The organism is Dactylosporangium sp. CA-152071, from assembly GCF_050936335.1.
Classification (GTDB): domain Bacteria; phylum Actinomycetota; class Actinomycetes; order Mycobacteriales; family Micromonosporaceae; genus Dactylosporangium; species Dactylosporangium maewongense.
In genome coordinates this window covers 4,348,589-4,370,340 of the sequence record NZ_JBNJMZ010000001.1, presented here as the reverse complement: position 1 = coordinate 4,370,340, position 21,752 = coordinate 4,348,589, and the positions used below count along the sequence as shown (strand labels likewise).

Sequence of the window (21,752 nt, the reverse complement as noted above, 5' to 3'; positions counted from 1 at the left end):
CACGCGCGGCGGTCGCTACCGGGCGGTGCTTGCGGCGCGGCGGTGATCGTGCGGCGCGGCGGTGATCGTGTGGTGGGGCGGTGGTCGTGCGGCGGGGGAGTGATCGCAGCACGCGCGGCGGTCGCTACCGGGCGGTGCTTGCGGCGCGGCGGTGATCGTGTGGTGGGGCGGTGGTCGTGCGGCGGGGTAGTGATCGCAGCACGCGCGGCGGTCACTACAAGGCGGTGACTGCGGCCGGGCGGCGATTGTGGCGCGGCGATCCGCACTGCAAGAAGGTGGTGCTGCCCGGCGCTGATCGCGGTGGTGTGGTCGCAGTGTGGCGATGGTGCACGGTGGACGGTTGCGGCACAACTGCGATCACGGCACGGCGACAATCACGGCTAGCGGTGGTCGCGGCGCGACTGTGGCTACGGCGGGACGACAGTCACGGCAAGGCGGCGGTCATGGCTGGCGACGGCGTGACGGGTGTGGCGCGACCGGGATCGCGGGGTGGCGGCTGGGTGTGGTGGGGCCGTGATCATTGGTGGGTGGTGGGCGTCGGTACGCTGGAATGGTGAGTCCCCGTCGCAACCATGCCCGGCGCGACGCTGTGCCTGAGCCGATCGATCTGGAGCGGGTCAAGCGTGGCGTTGAAGGGGTGCAGGCGTGGAGTGATGGGGAGTGGCAGGTGCGCAACATTCCGTCGAGTGCGGCGGTGAAGGCGTACCGGTGCCCGGGGTGTGACCAGGAGATCGCGCCGGGGGTGCCGCATCTCGTGGCGTGGCCGGCGGACGGGCGCGGGGATCTCGCGGACCGGCGGCACTGGCACACGGGCTGCTGGCGGGCCCGTGAGCGGCGGACGCCCAACATCCAGCGGTCCAGGAGCGCGCCCCGCTACGGGTGAGGTCGCGCCGCGGCGGGGTCCGGTGACGGCACGGCCGAGATCGGGGCGGGCAGCGGCTGGGTGGGGACGGCCGCGGGGGCGGTCGGAGCGGGCCAGCCGGACAGCCACGTCGCTCGCTGGCGCCAGACGTCGCGCCAGCCTGCGCCGGCGGCGGAGCGCACCAGTACACCGGCGGACATGAGGAGACGGGCAACCTTGGCGCGCCCGGGGGACCAGCGCAGGCGGACGAACGTGGTCTTGCCGCGCAGGACCATGATCCGCTTGTTGACGGTGCTCGAGGCGGCGCCGCCGACGTGCAGGAGCTGGGCCTCCGGGACGAGGACGGGGCGGGCGCCCAGGTCGCGGGCGCGGGCGGAGAGGTCGATGTCCTCGCTGTACATGAAGTAGTCGGGGGTGAAGCCGCCGAGCTGCTCCCACAGCGGCCGGTCGATCAGCAGCAGGCAGCCGGACACGGCCGGCACCTCGCCGCCGATGACGCGGTCGAGGCCGGGCAGCTCGTCGGGGTTGAACAGCTGCGAGCGCCGGCGCAGTGATGACAGGCCGGTCGCGAAGCAGACGTACCCCCAGAGGCTCGGCAGCGCGTGCACCGAGTGGCCGTCGTCGGTGTGGTCGGCGCGGAGCGTGCGACCGGTGTAGATGCGGTACTCGGGGTGGCTGCCCGCGTACTCGACGAGGGTGCGGATCACGTCGCCGACCGGCTCGGTGTCGGGGTTGATGAGCAGGATCCAGCGGCCCTTGGCGTGCGCGGCGCCGAGGTTGACGGCGTTGCCGAAGCCGAGGTTCACGGGCTGGTGCAGCACGCGGACCTCGGGGTAGGCGTGACCGATCGCGGCCGCCGAGTTGTCGGTCGAGGCGTTGTCGACCACGATGATCTCGATCGGCACGGCGGTGCCCGCCTGCAGCCCCGCGAGGTTCTTGAGCGTCAGCTCACGGGTGTTGTACGAGACGAGGACGACGCTGACGAGTGGATCAAGGCTCACTGCTGCGCTCCGACTGCTCCGCGGGTGGACGTGTCGTGGCCCCATCCGACGTCGCGACGGCGGGCGGCGCGCGACGCGGCGACGGTCAGCGCAACGTAGCCCACCGCGGCCGGCAGAAGCCAGGGCCTGGGGAGCACGACGTCGCGCAACCACGAGGAGCGCGCCGCTGGACGGGCGGCACCCGCGGCGCGCAGAGCGGCGTTACCCGCTCGGACCCTGGCCAAACGCTTCACAAGGTCCGAAGTGCGGCGGGGCGTCTCGACGACGGCGACGACCGCGGGCGTCTCGGCCTTCTCGCCGGGGCCGAAGAGGCCGTCGAGGAACAGGTCGTCGGCGACGACCTCGGGGAACGTGTCGAACCGGGCCCGGCCCTCGGCCGACAGCACGATGACGCCGCGGCCGTAGAGGGCGTCGCGGTACGCGGGGAGCCGGCCGTTGATCGCGCTGTGCGCCTTCACCAGCAGCGGCCGGCGGCGGGTGTCGAGGGTCCGGTGCGCGGTCGCGGCGAGCAGCCCGGGCGTCGCCGCCAGGAACGCCGCGAGGGACCGCACGTCCGCGGCGGTCAGCGGGATGTCAGCGTCGAGGTAGACGCGGGGGAAGCCGACCGCGACAGCGTCGCCGGCGTTCAGCGCGCCCGACTTGCCAGGCGTTGGGCGGTCGATGACCCGCACGCCCGGGCGCGAAGCGGCGACCGCGGCGGTGTCGTCGCTGCAGCCGTTGGCGACCACCGTGATGTCGATGTCGGGGGCGATGAGGCCGTCCAGGCAGCGACCGATGACCGCCGCCTCGTTGTGGGCGGCGATGACGACAGAGATCACCGGAACTCCAGGAATTCAGCGTTGGAGGGCGCCGACGGCGGCGCTGCGGGTGGTGCGGGCCGGGTGCGTGAAGCGCCACATCGCGCCGGCGGCACCGAGCTGCAGGGCGAGCACGACCACGAAGGTGCTGAACGAGAACGAGTCGAACGTCAGGCCGGTGAGCGCCGCGATGAGCGGCACCGCCGAGATCGCCGCGCACAGGTGGCGGTCGACCTCGTTCTCCGCCCGGCGGAACGCGATGATCGCGAGGAACACGCCGGAGAAGTGCAGCACCACCATCCCGGCGATGCCGAGGTAGCCGTTGTTCATGAGCGTCATCAGCCACTGGTTGTCCAGGTAGCGGTAGAGCTCGGGGATGAACGTGCCGGTGCCCCGGCCCAGCCAGGGGCGCTCGGAGGCGTACTGGAAGACGATGGCGTAGTCGTCGGTGCGGCCCTTGATGCTGGGGTCGTCCTCGGCGTTGCTGAACAGCGAGCGCAGCGTGCCGAGCAGGCCGGGCCGGACCACGGAGAGCAGGGCGAGCAGGCCGACGCTGATGACCAGGACGTTGAAGCGGAAGCGCCAGTTCCACGCGGGCCACATGCACAGCAGCGCGATGCCGACGGCGAGGATGCCGGTGCGCGACAGCGCCAGCGGGATGGAGCCCGCGATGACCAGCGTCGCGACGAGGAAGATCCGGCGCTCGAGCTTGGTCCGCGCGTAGCGGGCGTAGTGGATGCCGAGCGGCACCGCGAACGCCATGACCACGCTGAACTCGATGAAGTGCCCGGTGGTGCCGGCGACCCGGATGAGGCCGCCGCCGCCGCGGTCGGCGAGGCCGACCAGCTCGCCCTGCAGGGTCAGGCCGGGGATGACGATGCTCTGGGTCAGGTCCTTCTTGGTGATGAACTGCATGATGCCGAGCAGCGCGTTGATGGCGGTGCAGTACACCAGGACGCGTTGCACGTCGTCGAGGCGGTCACGGGTCGGCACGCCGTCGGCGGTCATGAACACGATGCCCATGAACGCGAGCGCACCGAGCAGGGCGCGGTCGGCGGAGTTGGCCTCCAGCACGGGCATGCCGCGGAACTGGCCGGCGGCGTAGGACAGCAGGAGGGTCAGCGCGTAGACCACGAACGCCCAGCGCATCGGCTGCGGACCCGTCATCGCCAGGCGTGGGTGCAGCTTCGACAGCAGCCACCAGAGGGCGAGCAGGAGGCCGATCAGCAGGCCTGGCCGGCCGACCGAGGTGAGGTCCGGGACGACGAGGCGCGACGGGAGCAGCTGGATCAGCACCACGACCAGCACGAGCAGCGACGCGGCGTCGATGTGGCTGCGCCGGCGGCGGGACGCGTAGGTCCGCTCGTCGACGAGGACCGGCAGCAGGTCGGGCGACGGCCGGTAGCCCTGGGGCCGCTTCCGCTTCGGTTTCCCCTTGAAGATCCGCAGGTCGTCGGGCGCCACCGCATCGGGTGGCGCCTGACGTGTGCGGCTCTCGCCGGCGACGGTGCTGGAGGTCAACGGCCGCGCGCCTCAGCGTCCTTGTCGCGCCCCTCCCGGCCGGCCCACGGCGTGTTGCCCAGGGGCAGGATGATCGTCGCGTCGTCGGTCTCGACCCCGCGGCGGTCGTCGTCGGGGGCGTTCTCGGCCTGCCGGTACGCGACGGTGAGGCCCGGACCGGCGGCGTTGCCGCTGTTGCCGCTGCCGCCACCGTTGTTGCCGGACGCGACGGTGCTCTTGATCCTGCCGAGGTTGATCACGGCCGTCTCGTCCTGTTTCGCGACGGCATCCCCGCCGCCGGCGCCGTTGGCCCGGCCGGACGGCTGTTGCCGGTCGCCGTCGGAGATGACGTCGGTGTCGTTGCCGGGCTCGAGGTCGTCACCCTGCTGGCGGCGCCGCTGGTTGCGGGCACGGCGGCGCAGGATGTTGTCGCCGACGATGGTCACCGCGGCGGTGAGCAGCAGACCGACGCCGACGATGACGACCGCGGCGCGCTTGACCTTCGAGGAGACGACCTCGATGGTGTCGCCGGCGTCGAGGACCTGGGTGCTGATCGCGCGGCCCGCCTTGGGCTTGTAGCGCGCCTGCATCTCCTCGACCTCGCGGGTGATCTGCTTCTCCAGCCGCTGCACGGTCGCCTGCGCCGCCTCGGGCGTCGTGGCGGTCGCGGTCACGGTGAGGATGCTGGAGCGGTCCTCGGCGGCCACCTCGAACGCGTCCGAGAAGCCCTCGCCGGCGATCTCCTTGTGGGTCGCGGTGGTGTTCAGCGAGATCGACAGGGCCTTCGCCATGATGTCCTCACCGACCTCGACCCAGGTGTTGGTCGACTGGAGCTCGGCCGGTGTGAGCGGCGTGCGGTCGGCCGGCGGGATCAGCATGATCTGGCCGGTCGAGGTGTAGTCGGGTTTGATCGTCAGCAGCGCCCAGCTGGTCGCGGCGAGGGTCAAGATGATCATCGGCGCCATCAGGTACCAGCGGCGACCCATCAGCTTGGCGAGATCCCAGAGGTCCACGTCATCCCCTCACACAAGCGCGGTCGCCGGGCGGGCGGTATGTAATTGCGCTTATCACTGTCGTTGTTCTGCCTGACTGACGTCCGCTGGTGCGGCTTGCCGAACGATCGCCGATCCCGCTTTGTACCTCTCCCGGCGGGTGGACAGCAACTCATCCCATAGCCGGACATACGCCGCCGCCTGGTGTTCCCAGGCCAAGGTATTACGGAACCGTGCGAGCGCGACATTGCGCATCGACGCGCGTGCAACCGGGTCGTCGAGCAGGCGGTGCAGGGCGACGGCGAACTCCTCAGGGGTGCCGTTCGGGACGTAGACACCGGCGTCGCCGGCGCTGCGCCGGGTCTCCCGCATGTCCACGCCGACGACGGGCAGCCCCCGGGCGAGGTATTCGACAGTCTTGGCCATTGTCGACACCTCGGCGTGCGCGCTGCGAGGATCTGGCTGCAATCCGACGGAAGCGGTGCGCAGCAGCCGGTCGATCTCCTCGACGCCGAGCCATCCGGTGAACTCCACGACGTCCTCGAGCTTGCGCTCGACCGTCAGCGCCTTGAGGCTCTCCAGGCACTCGCCGTCGCCGGCGACGACGAGGCGCCAGCCGAGCCGGCCGCGCAGGTCGACCAGGCGTTCGGCGGCGAGGATCGCGTTGTCGACGCCGTCCTGCGCGCCGAGCACGCCGAGGTAGACGATCGTGTGGTCGTCGACGTCGAGCTGTGCCGCCGCGACCGGCTTGACCTCGGCGGCCGACGGGCCGTTGCGGACCACGACGACCCGCGACGGGTCGCAGCCACCGCGGCTGATCGCGAGCTCCCGGTAGGACTCGTTGGTGGACACGACCGCCGAGGCGGCGCGCTGCGACCACTTCTCGAAGCGCAGCAGGATGCGGTCCAGCAGCGAGCCGGGCCGGCCGCCGCGGGCCTGGTACACCTCGGGGGAGAGGTCGTGGTGGTCGAACACCCACGGGCGGCCCAGCATCCGCATGAGCAGCGCGAGGGGGAAGAACACGTCCGGCGGGTTGCACACCTGCGCGGCGGCGGCCCGGTCGCGGAGCACGGCGGCCATCAGATGCCAGCCGATGCACACGAAGGACCAGGCGAACTCGATCGCGAAGGACACCGCGCCGCCGGACGACTCGTACATCTTGTACGAGCGGACCTTGGCGTCGACGGTACCGGGGACGTGGCTGATCTTGGAGACGCCACGGGGGCAGATCACCGTCACCCGGTATCCGGCCGCTTCGAGGGCCTTCACCTCACGGATGACCCGCCGGTCGCGCTCGACCGGCAGATTCGCCACCGCAATCACGACGTGGAGTCGCGGATCCTTCACCGAGCCACCCTGCCCTCGCGGCGAGCGAATGCCCCGCTACGCTCCGGAATTCTCACCGTGCCACCGATCGGTTGAAGACCACTCCGACGGTCCGCCAGAGGATCGTGATGTCGTACCAGACCGACTTCTTCTCGACGTAGACGACGTCGAGCTCGAGGGCGGCCTTGAAGTCCAGGGTGCTGCGGCCGGACACCTGCCACAGGCCGGTCATGCCGGGCCGGGCCGCGAAGCGCCGCTCCGCCTCCGGCGGGAACAGGTCCGCCTCCCACGCCAGGACGGGGCGCGGGCCGACGAGCGACATCTCGCCGCGCACGACGTTCCACAGCTGGGGCAGCTCGTCGATGCTGGTGCGCCGCAGGAAGCCGCCGATGGGCGTGATCCGCGGGTCGTTGACCAGCTTGTAGACGCCCTGCTCGCCACCGTCGACGTCGTCGTCGGAGGTGAGCATCTTCTTGACGAACTCGCGGTGCTGCGCGTCGCTGTTCTTGTTGCTCATCGTGCGAAACTTGATGATCTTGAACGTGCTGCGGTGCAGGCCGAGCCGCTCCTGCCGGAACAGCATCGGGCCCTCGCTGGTCCACTTCACCGCGAGCGCGACGACGAGCAGGATCGGCGACAGGGCGGCCAGGATGCCCAGCGCCACGAGCCCCTCCACGAGCTGCCGCAGGGACCGCTTCGGGATCAGCGACCGGCCTTCGCGGTGCCCCTGGATCAGGCCCCAGCCGCTGCCGACCTTGCGCAGCACGCGCTGCGGCATCGGGATCTCGACCGTGGCGTCGTCGGACACGGACGGCTCGGCGGGGGCGGTGGGCTGGGGCAGGGACGAGATGACGACGGTGGCGTCGTCGGTCTCGTCCTCCTGGGCGGAAACGGGCGGCGTGGTGTTCAGTGCGGCGTCGACGGCCTGTGGCGCGGTCAACGGCGACACCTCCTCACTGTGCGTTGGTGCGACAACGAACGAGCGAGCTGACGGAAATCAGAGCGCGGCGATCGCCTTGGCGAGGTGGTCCGCGACATAGGCGACCTCTTCGTCCCGCAGGTGGGGGAAGAAGGGAAGGGAGACGATCTCGGTGGCGGCCTGCTCGGCCGCCGGGAGGCTGACGGTCTGGTCGGTAGCGTAGGCGTGCTGGCGGTGACACGGAACCGGGTAATGGACCCCGGTGCCGATCCCGGCCTCGTCGAGCAGGCGGCGCACCTGCTCCCGGCCCGGGACCCGGGCGACGAGCAGGTGCCACGCGCTGTCCACGCCGGGCAGCGGTGCCACCATCGGGATTCCGTGGGCGGCGAGTGCCTCCGCGTAGACCGACGCGACGCGACGGCGCTGAGCGGTGGCCGCGTCCAGGTCGGCTAGCTTGCGGCGCAGGACTGTCGCCTGCAACGCGTCGAGCCGGCTGTTGCGCCCGATGTAGCGGTGTTCGTAGTGGTCGGTGCCCTCGGACCGGCCGTGGTTGGCCAGCGACCGGATCCGCGAGGCGAGCTGGGCGTCGTCGGTCACGACCGCGCCACCGTCTCCCCAGGCACCAAGGTTCTTGCCTGGGTAAAAACTAAAGGTTCCGGCGACACCGTAGGACCCGGCCCGCACCTTCTCACCCAGGCCGTCATGCTGCGTCGGAGCGTTCGCGCCGTGCGCCTGCGCGGAGTCCTCGAGCACTGCCAGGCCGTGCTTCGCCGCGAACGGCAGCACGTCCGCCGGCGGCACCATGTGCCCGTACAGGTGCACCGGGATCACCGCGGCGGTCCGCTCGGTCTTGCCGGCCTCCAGGGTGGCGGGCGTGACGAGCAGGCTCACCGGGTCGACGTCGACGAAGACGGGGGTGGCGCCGGTCGCCGCGACGGCCGAGGCGGTCGCGATGAACGTGTTGGCCGGCACCAGGACCTCGTCGCCGCCACCGATGCCGAGCGCCCGCAGGGTCAGCTCGATCGCGTCGGTGCCGTTGGCGACGCCCACGGCGTGCGTGGTGCGGCAGTAGGCCGCGAAGTCCTGCTCGAAGGCCTCGACGGCCGGCCCGCCGATGAAGCGGGAGTTGCCGGCCAGCGCCCGCACCTCCGCGACGACGTCCTCAACGATCGACGCGTGCGGCGTCGCGAGGTCATTGAACGGGATGCGCACGGGACGTGGTGTTCCTCTCGAGTCAGACGGTTGCGGGCTGGGAGATGTTGACGGTGCGGCCGGTGGCCATCGACTCGGCGGCGGCCTCCAGGACCTCCACCACGGCGAGCCCGCGCCGGCCGTCGACGGCAGGAGTCCGCCCGGTGATCGCCGACTGCACGAAGTCCTTGTCGACCTCGCCGAGCGGCTCGGTCATCGGGATGTGCGGCGAGCTGATGCCGCCGTAGCGGTACGACATCGGCACGGTGCCGTCCAGCGGGGCGCCCTGGACGCCCTTGTCGTAGATGCGCAGCCGGCCCTCGTCGAGCATGTCGTCGTAGACCGCCATGCGCTGGCTGCCGACGACCGTCACGCGTCGCACCTTCGACGGGTCGAGCCAGCTGACGTGGATGTTGGCGGTCGCGCCGATCGCGCCGTACTCCAGGCGCAGGTAGGCGACGTCCTCGAAGGGCGTGCCGGCGTGGCTGGTGCCCCACGCGCTGACCGCGGTCGGCGTGCTGCCCAGCACCATGTTGATGATCGAGATGTCGTGCGGCGCGAGGTCCCAGACGACGTTGACGTCGGGCTGGTAGAGCCCGAGGTTCAGCCGCGCGGTGTCGATGTAGTAGATCTTGCCGAGCTCCTCGGCGGCGACCATGTCGCGCAGGTGCTTGACCACCGCGTTGTGCTCGAACGTGTGCCCGGTGGCGAGGGTGAGGCCGGCCTCGTCGGCCATCGCGACGAGCTCGCGGGCCTCCGCGGTCGAGGCGGTCATCGGCTTCTCGACCATGACGTGCTTGCCGGCGGCGAGCAGCCGCTTCGCCAGCGGCGCGTGCGAGCGCGGCGGCGTGGCGATGATCGCGGCGTCGATGAGGTCGATCACCTCGTCCAGGCTGGTGACGCACAGCGCGCTCGGGTACATCCGGCGCAGTGGATCGATCCGCTCCGTCTGTGCGTCGATCGCGACGACCAGTGACACCTCGGGGAGTGATGACAGCACGCGCACGTGCTTCGCCCCCCAGTAACCACAGCCGATGACGCCAACCTTCATGACCGACCCTGCTCCCCAAGAAAAATAGGTCGCGGCGCCCCCCACGGGCAGTCGCCTAGCGACACTGGCGGATAACGCGTCAGCGGGGCAAGTGGGCACTGGCAAACTCGCCGTGTCGCATTCTTTACATGCCGCTTTTAACGAAACATGAAATGCCGCTTGACTTGTCAAATTGAACAAAAAACCTAATTTGCGCATTCTGTACGAATGCGGCTAAACGGACAAGATTGATCTTCTGTTTCGCAGCTCAGCGTACATGTGGGCCGCAGAAGGTGAATCTCGTTCCGGGGTGTAGAGGGCTCCGTCGTTCCGCCAGGCAACCCTGCCCGAACGGTCGAGGAAATTCATGCTTTAACTCTGGAGTGGATCATAGTTCGCCTGATAATTGCTTGTCCGACGATGGCCCCAATGCCAGAGGGTTATTTTTTGTCGACATAGTCACACGGCAGTGCGACATGCCACCCAGGTGCCGCCAGCGGAGTCACCTCAATACTCACCGTGGCCGCCGGATCGGCGGCGCAGGCCGTCTCCGCGCCCCGCAACCCCGTGTGCCAGGCCGGCCCGTCCGCCCGGGCGTTGTCCACCCGGAAGTTGACCGCGCAGACCACCAGCACCAGCGCCGCGAGGATCCGGACCCCGGTCACGTCGTTGAGCAGGGCGACGAGCGTGACGAGCACCAGCAGGGCCGGCGCCACGTTGTACCGCGGGGTGGCGATGCCGCTGAGCGCGACCGGCGCGAGGTAGACCAGCGCGCTGTGCACGCCCGCCGCGATCACCAGCGTCCACCGTGGACGGACGACCTTGCGCAGCCCCAGGACCAGCACGGCGCCGAGGATCAGCCACGCGAGCGCGGCGAAGATCAGGCTGCGGGCGTTGACCGTCTGGCCGACCCACCGCTCGCCGAACAGCGCCGTCGGCACCGCGCGGAGCACGAAGCCGGTCGCCGCCCGGACCGGGTCCGGCGCCAGGCCCTCCCGCTCGCTCGCCCCGGTGAGCAGGCCGAGCACCTGCACGGCGAAGGGCACCACGAACGCCACGACCTTCGCCACCGCGTACCGGTCCCGGTGGAACCACAGCACGAACGCGACGAGCGGCAGGTAGACGCCGGTCAGGATGTCGCTGCCGACGACGAGCACGATGCCCGCGCACGCCAGCACCTTCCCCGCGACCGAGGCGGGCCGGCACAGCAGGAACCAGAACAGGACGTAGAGACCGGTCCAGTGCAGGTTCGCCGGGGAGTTCAGCACGTCGCCCTGCGCCATCGGCAGCACCGCGACCGGCACCGACACCACCAGCCGGGCCACGGTCGAGGACAGGTACTCCCCGCTCAGGGCATACGCGGCGATCGCGAAGACCGTCGTGACCAGCGCCGCGCCGATCGCGAGCGCCGCGGCGGCCTGGGACGCCGGCAGCAGCGCCGCGACGCCGGCGACGAGCCGGGCGACGAGGTGGTAGTAGCCGGCGTAGGACGTGGTGAACGCCCCGGCGCCGTCACGCGCCGCCTGGGTCAGGAAGATCTCGCCGTCCTCGGCCCAGATCGTGTCCAGCGCCCCGGGCCCGGGCTGCCGCAGGATCGAGGCCGCCGTCCCGGCCACGAGGGCGCCGACGACCAGGGCGGCCTTCACCGGTGTACGGGTGCCGCGCCGGACCTGTTCCCGCTCGAGGACTGCGACCACGGTGGCTCCCCTAGACGTAAGGGCGGAAGACGGGCTTCACGGCGCGACCGACCAGGTAGGCGTCGACGCCGTCGCTCAAGGCCTTCGCGTAGACCGCGAGGGCGCCGTCGACCGCCTCGATCGTGCGGTCGATGTCCGCGTCGGTGTGGGAGTAGCTGACGACGAACGACGGGGCGATCACGCCGCGGCGGACCAGCTCCTGCAGGAACAGCGTCCGGAACGCCTGCGAGCGCTCGCCGTCGCTGTCCTTGGTCATGTAGATGAGGTTGCTGTCGCGGCCGGCCACGCCCACGAAGTCCTGGACGCCGTGCGCCGCCGCGGCCGCCGTCACGCCCTCCGCCAGCCGCCGGCCCTGGCGGTGCAGGTGCTCGATGACCGGTTCGCGCTCGTACACGTCGAGGACGGCCATCGTCGCGGCGAGGGTGTGCGTGTCGGCACCGTAGGTGGTGGACAGCAGGAACACCCGCTCCCGGTCGGTGCGCAGCCCGCCGAGTTCCATGATGTCGGGCCGGCCGACGAGCGCGGCCACCGCGAAGCCGTTGCCGAGTGCCTTGCCGTAGCTGGTCAGGTCGGCCCGCACGCCGTGCACGTGCGACGCGCCGCGCACGTGCCAGCGGAACCCGGTGATGATCTCGTCGAAGATCAGCACGATGCCGTGCCGGTCACACAGCGCCCGCAGGCCCTCGAGGAAGCCCGGCGCGGGCGGCTCGGTCGTCTCGACCTCCTGCACCAGGCAGGAGATCTTCCCGGGGTGCTCGGCGATCAGCGCCTCGACGCCGGCCAGGTCGTTGTAGCGGTACCGGACGGTCAGGTCACGGACCGCGCCGGGGATGCCGCCCGGCATGCCGGTCGTGCCGATGAACCAGTCGTCGGTGGAGAAGAACGGGTGGTCGGCGCAGATCGCGACGAGGTCCCGGCCGGTGAACGCGCGGGCGAGCTTCACCGCGGCGCTCGTCACGTCGGAGCCGTTCTTCGCGAACTTCACCATCCGGTCGGGCACGCCGAGCGCGCCGCGCAGCCGCTCCGCGGCGGTCAGCTCGATCGTCGCCGGGCGGCTGAAGTTGAGCCCGTCCGCCATCTGCCGGGCCGCGGCCTCGACCACCGGCGCGTATCCGTGGCCGAGCGTGACCGAGCGCAGGCCCATGCCGTACTCGACGAACTCGTTGCCGTCGGCGTCCCAGACGTGACAGCCGCTGCCCCGGACGATGAAGCCCGGCGCCTCCTCGGGGAACTGGTCGTCCCCCTTCGCATACGTGTGCGCGCCACCGGGGATCACCGCGTGGGCCAGGGGCCGCAGGCGGTTGGACTCGTCGAACAGCAAAGACCCGCTCCTACTTCTTTCCGAGCTTCTTTCCGAGCAATGGTTGAACCTTGCGCATGACCATCCCGCGGGTACGGGTGTCCAGCGCGAGCAGCAGGCCGCCGGCGATGCCGGTGGCGAGCACGCCGTAGACCAGGAGCTTCAGCACCCATGGCCCGCTGACCAGGCCGAACCGGTCGACGAGGAACGGCACGAGGAAGCCCGCCGAGCCCGCGATGAACGCCGGCACCGTCGGGCCGAGGATCTGCCAGGTGCTGACCTTCAACACCCGCACGAAAGTGATGTACATCATCAGGATCGTGATCGACAGCTCGACCGCCGACATGCCCAGCGCGATCGCGGCGACCTGCGCGCGGTCGTCGGTGGAGCCGTTGAGCCACTGCCCGATGAGGTAGAAGGTGCCGACCCCGACCGCGAGCTGGAACCAGGACAGCGCCGTGTTGATGCCCGGCCGGCCGACGGCCTGCAGGGCGGGGCCGAGCAGCACCCCGTACACGTTGACGATGCCGACGATGCACAGCAGCTGCATGCCGGTGCCGGCCGGCGACCACTCGGGACCGAGCAGAGCGACGAGCGGCTTCGCGACGGCCGCGAGGATGCCCAGCGCGGGCAGTCCGGCGACCGCGGACACGTGCAGCATCTTGGCGAGCCGGTCACCGAGCTCGGCCGGCTTGCGCTGCAGGCGGGCCAGCTCCGGCAGCGACACCTGCTGCAGCGACCGGCTGGTCACCTCGGTCAGCATGTCGGGCAGGCGCTGCGCGATGCGGTACAGACCGACCGCCACCGGGCCGAAGAACTTGGCCAGGACCAGCAGGTCGATGCGGATGGCCAGGAAGACGCCGATGCCGCCGAGCGCGGACTGGGCGGAGAACCCCCACAGGTCCTTGATCGCCTGCCGGGGCAGCCGCCAGCGGGGGCGCCAGTCGGTGACGGTCCACAGCACGACGGCGCCGACGCCGCCCACCACCAGCTGCTGCCCCACCAGCGCCCAGGCCTGGTAGCCGGCGAGCGCCATGGCGATGCCGACCACGCCGCCGATGACGTTCGCGATCAGCGTCCGGATGGCCAGCGGCCGGAACGTCATCTTCCGCCGCATGATCGCCTCGGGGACCACGGTCAGCCCCTGCAGCAGGATCATGGGGGTCAGCGCCACGCAGATCATGGTGACCTCGGGCTGGTTGTTGAACGCCGCCCACAGCGGTGCCGCGGCGGCGGCCACCGCGGTCAGCACCAGGCTGCCGATGATGACGAGCCAGAACCCGGCGTCCAGGTGGTCGCCTTCGAGCTTCTCGCGCTGGATGATCGTGGTGAGAAGCGTCTGCTGGAGCAGCATCTGCGTGATCATCACGAACAGCAGCGCGGTGCCCACGACGCCGAACGCGTGCGGTCCCAGCATGCCCGCCAGCACGAACGTGACGACGGTCGTGGTGCCCAGGCGGCCGGCGGTCAGCGCGTACGACCAGAAGATCGCGGACTTGAGGCGCTTGCGCGGCGCCTCCTCCTCCTGTGCGTCCAGCGTCGTCGTTGTCGCCGGTGGTGTCAGAGCGCTGATCTCGGCGGTACGGTCAAGATCGACGGTGCGGTCGAGCGGGTCGACGCTGCTGTCGACGCTCTGACTCATGCGGACTCCTAGGCCTGCGACTGCTGGTCAGACGACTGCTGATTGGGCTGCTCCCAGACCGGCGGCGCGATCGGCGTGCGGGTGATCGAGCGGCGGATCCGGCCCAGCTTGGCCCGGCCGCGGCGGGTGCCCCACGAGGTCAGGAACGCCCCGGTGGCGACCGCCCGCTCCGTCACCGGCAGCTCGTTGCTCATGAGCGCCTTCGTGATCTCCCAGGTCATCCTGGTGTGGTGGCTCTGGTCCGAGGCTGGCTTGCGCTTGCGGTTCTTGCCCTTCGCCGCGCCCGGCTCCAGCCACTCGAGCACCTCGTCGGTGTCGCGCTGCGCGCCGAACGTGTTGGTCGCGTGCATCCTGCGGTAGAACAGCCGCTGCGGCACCTGGATGAACTCGCCGCGCAGCGCCAGCTCGTGCAGCATCCGCACGTCGCTGGACAGGAACGGCCCGAGCAGCCGCGTCTTGCGCAGCACGTCGGTGCGGACCACGCCGAAGACCTCGTTGCAGAGGTTCCACTTCCGCGCGTACCAGCTGACCCGCCCCCGCGAGCGCAGGGTCTGGGTGTCCATGGCGTCGTCCCACGGGCCGATCTCGTTGCCGTCGCTGTCGATCAGCATCGTCTGCGGGAAGGCCAGGATCGCCTCGGGGTGCGCGTCGAGCGCCTCCACGCACCGGCTGATCAGCGTCGGCGCGGCGAGGTCGTCGTGCGCGGCGAGCCGGAACAGCTCGCCGCGGGCCAGCTGCACGACCCGCCGGAAGTTGCCGGCCTCGCCGAGGTTCTCCGGGTTGCGGTACACCCGGACCCGCTCGTCCTTGGCGGCGTAGCGCTCCAGGATCTCCCAGGTGCTGTCGGTGGACAGGTTGTCGCACACGACGATCTCGAAGTCCGGGTAGTCCTGCGCCAGCATCGACTCGATCGCCAGCGGCAGGTACTTCTCGACGTTGTACGTCGTCATCCCGATCGAAACTCTGGGCATCTAGGCCACCAGGATCTCTGCGGTGACGCCGAGGTCGGCGAGGGACTTGGCGATCTCGTCCTTGTACGCCGGGTTGGTGATCACGACAGCCTTCGGCTGCAGGGTCGTGAGGGTCGACGGCGGGTCGACCCGGTGCCCGGTGACCGGCAGGAAGCGGCCCCACTTGCGCGGGTTGAGGTCCACGACGCCGTGCAGGCCCAGCTCGCGGTCGGCGAGGGTCAGGAACTGCACGCCGCGGGAGCCCGCGCCCCACAGCACCGGCCGCGCGCCGTCGGCGTTGAGCTTCGCGATCGTGCTCCGCCAGCGCTCCCGCTCGGCGTGGTGCCGCTCGGCGAAGCCGGCGATCGCCGCGAGCTGCTTGTCGCGGGCCCGCATCGACGGCAGCTCGCCGGTGTGCGCGACGTGACCGCCGGCGCGGGGGCGGTTGGCCGACACCTCGATGTAGCGGAACATGCCCGAGAACAGCGTGCCCGTCGACTCGACCGTCCAGCCGGCCCGGCCGAAGATGCTCGCCAGGGAGTAGGCGTCGAAGTACGACACGTGCGGGTAGATGACCTCCCAGCCGGCGGTGGCGAGGTCGTACACCGCGTCGGGGACCTCGACGTAGCCGAAGACCTCGCGGCCCTTCGCCTGCTCCCGCAGGTCGACCAGGAACTCGAACGGGTCGTCGAGGTGCTCGAACCAGTGCCGCGAGGTGAAGAAGTCGTACTTCGGCAGGCCGGACCCGCGCGGGGCGAGCCCGCTGTGGAACGTGGTCAGGCCGTTGGTGCCGACCTCGCCCGCGTACATCGCGTCGTAGCCCACGCCGCTGGCGCCGCTGACGTGGGTGAGCTCCTTGAGGAACTCGCCCTGGCCGCAGCCGACGTCGAGCACGAGCTTGCCGCTGAGGTCGTACCGCTCGCTGAGGCTCTGCACCAGGTCCGCGGAGAACCGCTGGAACGCGGGGGAGAAGTGCAGGTTGGTGTCCATCGTCGTGTCGTAGACGAGCTTGTCCTGCTCGAACGCGACGTTGCGCACGTAGGCGCAGCGCGGGCAGTGCGCCAGCTCCATCCGGCCGACGGGGGACGCGACCGCGTCGCCGTGCGCCTCCCAGTGCACCCCGCACAGAACCGGGATGTCACCGAGGTCGGCGAACGGGACCAGCCGCTCCTCGCCGCAGGCGTCACAGATCCGGTCGCTCGTCATGCCACCACCTCCGCTGCGCTCCGGCGTCGTCCTGACTGAACCTGCGCCGATGATGACCGGCCCGAGTCGCTGCGCTGGCCGGTCATGCCGTCCACCGCAGGTCGTTGTCGAGCTTGCCGGCCTCCATCAGCGCCTTGATCCGCTTGATGCGCTGGTGGGTCTGGCTGCCGAACTGCTCGATCGTCAGGCCGTGCCGCTGGTACTGCTCGATCAGCTGCTCGACGCCCAGCTTGACCGTCCACCTCGGCTGGAACTCGGGGACCTCGGCGGCGATCAGGTCGCAGGTGACCCGGTAGTTGCGCAGGTCGGTGCCGGCGCCCTCGGCGAACGTCACCTCGCTGCCCGGCACCACCTCGGCGACGAGGTTGGCCACGTCGCGGATCAGGTAGTTCTCGCTGCTCTTGCCGATGTTGTACGCCTTGGCGTGCACGCGCCCGCGGTCGACCTCCAGCAGCGCCAGGAAGGCGGCGGAGATGTCCTCGATGTGGACCAGCGGCCGCCACGCCTTGCCGTCCGACAGCAGCCGGACCTGCCCGGTGAGCAGCGCGTGCGCGGCGAGGTCGTTGACGACCAGGTCGCCGCGCAGGCGGGGGGAGAAGCCGTAGGCCGTGGAGTTGCGCAGGAACACCGGCGAGAAGTCGTCGTCGGCGAGCTCCAGCAGGCCCTGCTCCGAGAGGATCTTCGACTCGCCGTAGGGCGTCACGGGCTGGAAGCCGGCCGTCTCGTCCAGCGGGGTGTCGTCGGCGCCCTTGCCGTACAGCGAGCAGGACGACGAGAACAGGAACCGCTGGACCCCGGCGGCCTTGGCGGCCTTCGCCAGGCGGATCGTCGAGCGGTGGTTGACGTCATACGTCAGGTCGGGGTTGAGGTTGCCCAGCGGGTCGTTGCACAGCGCGGCCAGGTGCATGACCGCGTCGAACCCGGTGACGTGCGACGGCTCGACGTCGCGGAGGTCGACGCGCAGCGTCTTGACCTCCTCCGGCGCCGGCCCGAGGACGCAGTCCGCGAACAGCCCGGTGTCGAGACCGACGACCTCGTGCCCGGCCTGCCGGAGTATCGGCACCAGCACACTGCCGATGTATCCGTCGTGACCGGTGACGAGTACGCGCATGGCAAAGCTCCCGAACGCTCGGCGGGTGGAAGGCGAGTCTAAGAGGGACCGAAAGTGCCCTCGGTGGTGTGTCGGACTTCTTACTCTGACGTTGAACAGCAGTGTTCCGCGACCGCTAGCTTCTTGGCTTGGATTCTGCCTTAGGCTGACGCGTCCACATCATGCTCCAGCCGTATAGGTGGGAGCCTAGCGCCAACGATTATTTTGGGGGGACGCATGCCCGTTGTCTCGTGCCGGCTCTGTGGTGCCGAGCTCACCGAGACCTTCGTCGACCTCGGCATGTCGCCACTGTGTGAGAGCTACGTGCCCGCAGAGAAGGTCGACGCACCGGAGACGTTCTACCCGCTGCACGTGCGCACCTGCTCTGAGTGCCTGTTGGTGCAGCTCCCGGCCTACGTGGCGGGTGAGGAGATCTTCTCCGACTACCTCTACTTCTCCTCCTATTCATCATCCTGGGTGGAGCATGCGCGGCAGTACTCCGTCGCTATGATCGAGAAGCTCAACCTAACGGCCGACAGCCTGGTCGCCGAAGTGGCCAGTAATGACGGGTACCTTCTGCAGCACTTTGTGGCCGCGGGTATTCCCGTGATCGGCGTTGAGCCAGCCGGAAATGTCGCCGCGGTCGCCCGCGAAAAGGGGATCCGGACAGAGGTGTGCTTTCTCGGGCCGGAAACCGGCGAATCGGTCGCGGCGCAGTACGGCCGTGCGGATCTGGTTGCCGCAAATAACGTCTATGCACATATTCCGGACATTATTGGATTCAGTCAGGGACTCGCCAATTTGGTCAAATCGGACGGATTGGTCACGCTGGAGTTCCCGCACCTGCTGCGCCTGATCGAGCGCCGGCAGTTCGACACGATCTACCACGAGCACTACCAGTACCTGTCCCTGCTCACCGCGTCGCGGGCGCTCGCCAAGGGCGGCCTCACCGTCGTCGACGTGGAGGAGCTGTCGACCCACGGCGGGTCGCTGCGCGTGCACGCACAGCGAAGTGAAACAGCGGGTGAACCTTCGGTGGCCGTCAAGGCCGTCCTCGACGCCGAGGCCGCGGCCGGTCTGCACACCTTCGAGGGGCACAAGGGCTTCGCCGGCGAGGTCTTCACCATCAAGCGCGACCTGCTCGACTTCCTCATGAAGGCGCGCGCCGAGGGCAAGCGGGTCGTCGGCTACGGCGCCCCGGGCAAGGGCAACACGCTGCTCAACCACTGCGGCATCCGCGAGGACCTGCTCGAGTACACGGTCGACCGGTCGCCGCACAAGCAGGGCATGTTCCTGCCGGGCACGCACATCCCGATCCACGCGCCGGAGCGCATCGCCGCGGACCGGCCCGACTACGTCCTGGTCCTGCCGTGGAACCTGCGCACCGAGATCAGCGCGCAGCTGTCGTACGTGCGCGACTGGGGCGGCAAGCTGGTCTACCCGATCCCGGCTCTCGACGTCGAGGAGTAGTTTGTCGTGAAGGTCGTCCTGTTCTGCGGTGGTCTCGGCATGCGGATGCGCGAGGGCACGAGCAACGTCCCGAAGCCGATGGCGATGATCGGCGACCGGCCGCTGCTGTGGCACGTCATGCGCTACTACGCCCACTTCGGGCACACCGACTTCGTGCTCGCCCTCGGCTACGGCGCCGCCGTGGTCAAGGACTACTTCCTGCACTACGACGAGACGCTGTCCAACGACTTCACCCTCGTCGGCGGCAACGGTGACGTGCAGCTCTTCTCGACCGACATCACCGACTGGAACATCACGTTCATCGACACGGGCCTCAAGGCCACGATCGGCGAGCGGCTCATGCGCGTGCGCAAGTACGTCGAGGACGAGCCGATGTTCCTGGCCAACTACGCCGACACGCTGACCGACGCGCCGCTGCCGGAGATGGTGGAGCGTTTCCGGGCGTCCACGGCGGCGGTCAGCATGCTCGCTGTGCCGCCGGTCTCCACGCACCACATCCTGGAGATGTCAGACGACGGGTCGGTGTCGCGGGTCCGGGACTTCCGCGACCTGATGACCTGGGAGAACGGCGGCTACTTCATCATGCGGCCGGAGATCTTCGACGTCCTGCGCGACGGCGAGGACATGGTGCCGCACGCCTTCGACCGGCTCATCCCGGACCGGAAGCTGCTGGCTCAGCAGTACGACGGGTTCTGGCGCGCGGTCGACACGTTCAAGGACCGGGCGGAGATGGAAGAGGCCTACAACCACGGCAACTGCCCGTGGATGCTGTGGGACGCGTCCCGCCGCCCGTCCGCATGATCGGCTTCTCCCTCGCCGGCGTGCGGTCCGTGGTCGCCCTGGGTGCACACCCGGACGACATCGAGATCGCCGCCGGCGGGCTGCTGCTCTCCCTGCCCGCCGGGGTTTCGGTCCACTACGTCCTCGCGACGGGTGTGCCCGCCCGGCAGTCGGAGGCCCGGGCGGCCGCGACGGCGTTCCTGTCCCAGGGCACGGTGCGGTTCTCGCTGGGTGATCTGCCCGACGGCCGGCTCCCGGCGCACTGGGACGCGACGAAGGAGATCGTCGAGGCCGCGGCCCGGCTCGGCACCCCGGACCTGGTCCTGGCGCCGTCGACCGACGACGCGCACCAGGACCACCGGCTGCTCGGCTCGCTCGCCTCGACCGCCTTCCGGAACTCGCTCGTCATGCACTACGAGATCCCGAAGTGGGACGGCGATCTGTCCCGGCGCAACGTGTACGTGCCGCTCACCGTCGAGCAGGGCCGGCGCAAGGTCGCGCTGCTGCACGAGCACTTCCCGTCGCAGAAGGCCCGCGACTGGTGGGACGACGAGGTGTTCCTCGGCCTCGCCCGCCTCCGTGGGATGGAGTGCCGGTCGCACTACGCCGAGGCGTACACCGTCACGAAGGCGGTCGTGACCTTCTAGGGTCCGTGCGTGACGGGCCTGCTCTTGGGCCCGTGCGAGTCGGGCCTGCGCTACGGCCCGTGCGTGACGGGCTTGCCTCCGTCGAGGAAGACGTTGGTGGCCTCCCAGGTGACGCCTGGGAGGTCCTCGTTGGAGGCGGCGCCGTAGCGGCTGTTCTGCACGAACACGTTGTTGCGGAACACGACCTTCTCGGTCTTCGTGTCCGGCCGCAGGTTCACCGTGTAGTTCCCACCGCTGAACAGGTTGTTCTCCACCAGCAGGTCGCTCAGCTTCGGGGCGGTCTCCGAGCCGAGCTGGAAGCCCGCGTTGAACGGGTCGTTGGTGGCCGGGTTGAACGCCTCGAGCGTGTTGTGCCGCACGATCATGCCGGTGCCGCCGGTCGTCTGCAGGATGTCCTGGTGGTCCTTCTCGTCGGTGAAGACCAGGCCGTGGATCCAGCTGTCCTCGATCACCGCGCCGTCGGAGACCCGGGGGCCCTCGTTGAGGTTGTGCATGTTGACGCGGCGCAGCGTGTAGTGGCCGAAGCCGACCCCGAGCCCCTCGCCGTCACCGGTGATCTCGGTGTCCTCGACGAGCAGGCTCGCGTCGGGCACGAGCTCGTCGAACACCCGGATGATCATGCCGCCCTTGTTCTTGCAGTTGATCTTCGACCGCTTGATCGTGACGTTCTTCGCCTTGATCTCGACGCAGTCGGTGAGGATCTTCCCGTCGATGACGGTGTTCTCCTGCGTGATCGCGTACGGGCCGGTGTACGGGGTGAGCGTCGTCCCCGCCGGCACGCCCGTGTTGTCGGGGCCGGGCCAGGGCTTCGCGGCCGGGACCGGCCCGGCGACGAGTCCCGTGCCGGTGGTCGGGTGCTTCTTGCCCTGCTCGGTGAAGGCGTAGCCGGCCTTGTACGGCTTGTCGTCGACCGTCGAGTCGGTGACCGTGGCCGGGGCGCCGGCGTAGTGCTGGAAGCCGACCGCGCAGCCGTGCACCTTGACCTTCGTGGCCGTGTAGCCGCCGTTGCCGACGCCGACCATGTCCTTGCCGTCGCAGAACACCTCGGTGTTCTCCACGACGGTGCCGTGCACGCCCGGGAAGATCCGGATCGCCGCCGTGCCCCGGTGCCGCACGGTCGTGTTGACCACTTTGACGTTGTTGGCCTTGATGTGCAGCGCCGTGGTGAGCTGCTTGCCGTCGACGACGGCGCCGTCGGTGCTGATGACGGTGGCCTTCTCGTCGGTGCTGCTCGACTGGCTCTCGGAGCCGCCGCTCGTGTACGCCGCGGCCGCGATCCCACCCGCGGCGACCACCACGACGATGGCGACGCCGATCGCCACGGTGCGCGCGGACACGCGTGGCTTCTGGGG

At 69.9% G+C, this 21,752-nt stretch carries 20 protein-coding genes; 5 read left to right on the top strand and 15 right to left on the bottom strand.

Translation table 11 applies throughout. From position 1 onward, the window contains the following. The first annotated feature begins 170 nt into the window (after nucleotides 1-170). Nucleotides 171-557: a hypothetical protein gene (locus ACQEVZ_RS19480; RefSeq protein ID WP_433368391.1), complete on the top strand. Its 387-nt coding sequence runs from the start codon at nucleotides 171-173 to the stop codon at nucleotides 555-557. Continuing rightward, nucleotides 551-883, top strand: coding sequence for a hypothetical protein (locus ACQEVZ_RS19475; RefSeq protein ID WP_344510260.1), 333 nt, complete (start codon nucleotides 551-553; stop codon nucleotides 881-883). The genes ACQEVZ_RS19480 and ACQEVZ_RS19475 overlap by 7 nt, the downstream gene beginning before the upstream one ends. On the opposite strand, the gene ACQEVZ_RS19470 is transcribed toward ACQEVZ_RS19475, so the two are convergent. The 14 genes from ACQEVZ_RS19470 to ACQEVZ_RS19405 all read right to left on the bottom strand — a co-directional run bounded on the left by ACQEVZ_RS19470 (nucleotide 874) and on the right by ACQEVZ_RS19405 (nucleotide 17,524). Continuing rightward, nucleotides 874-1,863: a glycosyltransferase family 2 protein gene (locus ACQEVZ_RS19470; protein ID WP_433368388.1), complete on the bottom strand. Its 990-nt coding sequence runs from the start codon at nucleotides 1,861-1,863 to the stop codon at nucleotides 874-876. The genes ACQEVZ_RS19475 and ACQEVZ_RS19470 overlap by 10 nt on opposite strands. Further along, the gene (locus tag ACQEVZ_RS19465; protein WP_433368385.1) at nucleotides 1,860-2,681 is read right to left on the bottom strand and encodes a glycosyltransferase; all 822 of its coding nucleotides are present in this window, start codon (nucleotides 2,679-2,681) and stop codon (nucleotides 1,860-1,862) included. Before ACQEVZ_RS19465 ends, ACQEVZ_RS19470 begins: the two co-directional genes overlap by 4 nt. A gap of 15 nt (nucleotides 2,682-2,696) precedes the next feature. Then, nucleotides 2,697-4,181, bottom strand: a complete 1,485-nt coding sequence (locus ACQEVZ_RS19460; RefSeq protein WP_344510254.1) for an O-antigen ligase family protein — start codon at nucleotides 4,179-4,181, stop codon at nucleotides 2,697-2,699. Beyond that, nucleotides 4,178-5,173: a hypothetical protein gene (locus ACQEVZ_RS19455; RefSeq protein ID WP_433368381.1), complete on the bottom strand. Its 996-nt coding sequence runs from the start codon at nucleotides 5,171-5,173 to the stop codon at nucleotides 4,178-4,180. Before ACQEVZ_RS19455 ends, ACQEVZ_RS19460 begins: the two co-directional genes overlap by 4 nt. A gap of 54 nt (nucleotides 5,174-5,227) precedes the next feature. Then, complete coding sequence (locus ACQEVZ_RS19450) at nucleotides 5,228-6,499, bottom strand: glycosyltransferase family 4 protein (RefSeq protein WP_433368378.1); 1,272 nt, start codon at nucleotides 6,497-6,499, stop codon at nucleotides 5,228-5,230. 52 nt (nucleotides 6,500-6,551) lie between these two features. Continuing rightward, on the bottom strand, nucleotides 6,552-7,418 hold the full coding sequence (locus ACQEVZ_RS19445; RefSeq protein ID WP_344510248.1) for a sugar transferase: 867 nt from the start codon (nucleotides 7,416-7,418) through the stop codon (nucleotides 6,552-6,554). 57 nt (nucleotides 7,419-7,475) lie between these two features. Beyond that, nucleotides 7,476-8,609, bottom strand: a complete 1,134-nt coding sequence (locus ACQEVZ_RS19440; RefSeq protein ID WP_433368374.1) for a DegT/DnrJ/EryC1/StrS family aminotransferase — start codon at nucleotides 8,607-8,609, stop codon at nucleotides 7,476-7,478. A gap of 22 nt (nucleotides 8,610-8,631) precedes the next feature. Next, the gene (locus tag ACQEVZ_RS19435) at nucleotides 8,632-9,639 is read right to left on the bottom strand and encodes a Gfo/Idh/MocA family protein (protein ID WP_363394312.1); all 1,008 of its coding nucleotides are present in this window, start codon (nucleotides 9,637-9,639) and stop codon (nucleotides 8,632-8,634) included. 419 nt (nucleotides 9,640-10,058) lie between these two features. Continuing rightward, entirely contained in the window at nucleotides 10,059-11,315 is a 1,257-nt protein-coding gene (locus ACQEVZ_RS19430) for a hypothetical protein (RefSeq protein WP_433368370.1), read from the bottom strand. Nucleotides 11,316-11,325: 10 nt separating this feature from the next. Continuing rightward, nucleotides 11,326-12,636 (bottom strand): glutamate-1-semialdehyde 2,1-aminomutase, encoded by a 1,311-nt coding sequence (locus ACQEVZ_RS19425; protein WP_344510240.1) that lies wholly within the window; start codon nucleotides 12,634-12,636, stop codon nucleotides 11,326-11,328. A gap of 10 nt (nucleotides 12,637-12,646) precedes the next feature. Further along, entirely contained in the window at nucleotides 12,647-14,257 is a 1,611-nt protein-coding gene (locus ACQEVZ_RS19420) for a lipopolysaccharide biosynthesis protein (RefSeq protein WP_433368367.1), read from the bottom strand. Nucleotides 14,258-14,265: 8 nt separating this feature from the next. Further along, the gene (locus tag ACQEVZ_RS19415) at nucleotides 14,266-15,228 is read right to left on the bottom strand and encodes a glycosyltransferase family 2 protein (protein ID WP_433368364.1); all 963 of its coding nucleotides are present in this window, start codon (nucleotides 15,226-15,228) and stop codon (nucleotides 14,266-14,268) included. After that, nucleotides 15,229-16,413 (bottom strand): class I SAM-dependent methyltransferase, encoded by a 1,185-nt coding sequence (locus ACQEVZ_RS19410; protein ID WP_344510233.1) that lies wholly within the window; start codon nucleotides 16,411-16,413, stop codon nucleotides 15,229-15,231. A gap of 82 nt (nucleotides 16,414-16,495) precedes the next feature. Beyond that, nucleotides 16,496-17,524: an NAD-dependent epimerase/dehydratase family protein gene (locus ACQEVZ_RS19405; RefSeq protein ID WP_344510231.1), complete on the bottom strand. Its 1,029-nt coding sequence runs from the start codon at nucleotides 17,522-17,524 to the stop codon at nucleotides 16,496-16,498. 216 nt (nucleotides 17,525-17,740) lie between these two features. On the opposite strand from ACQEVZ_RS19405, the gene ACQEVZ_RS19400 reads away from it, so the two are divergent. The 3 genes from ACQEVZ_RS19400 to ACQEVZ_RS19390 are packed head-to-tail and all read left to right on the top strand — an operon-like array spanning nucleotide 17,741 to nucleotide 20,400. Then, nucleotides 17,741-18,973, top strand: coding sequence for a class I SAM-dependent methyltransferase (locus ACQEVZ_RS19400; protein ID WP_344510229.1), 1,233 nt, complete (start codon nucleotides 17,741-17,743; stop codon nucleotides 18,971-18,973). Between the two features lie 6 nt (nucleotides 18,974-18,979). Next, a complete protein-coding gene (locus ACQEVZ_RS19395; RefSeq protein ID WP_344510227.1) occupies nucleotides 18,980-19,774 on the top strand; it encodes a glucose-1-phosphate cytidylyltransferase in 795 nt (264 codons plus the stop codon). Continuing rightward, nucleotides 19,744-20,400: a PIG-L deacetylase family protein gene (locus ACQEVZ_RS19390; protein WP_433368358.1), complete on the top strand. Its 657-nt coding sequence runs from the start codon at nucleotides 19,744-19,746 to the stop codon at nucleotides 20,398-20,400. Before ACQEVZ_RS19395 ends, ACQEVZ_RS19390 begins: the two co-directional genes overlap by 31 nt. A 50-nt stretch (nucleotides 20,401-20,450) precedes the next feature. Here ACQEVZ_RS19390 and ACQEVZ_RS19385 read toward each other — a convergent pair whose 3' ends face one another. Further along, nucleotides 20,451-21,737, bottom strand: a complete 1,287-nt coding sequence (locus tag ACQEVZ_RS19385; RefSeq protein WP_433368355.1) for a hypothetical protein — start codon at nucleotides 21,735-21,737, stop codon at nucleotides 20,451-20,453. Nucleotides 21,738-21,752: the final 15 nt, after the last annotated feature.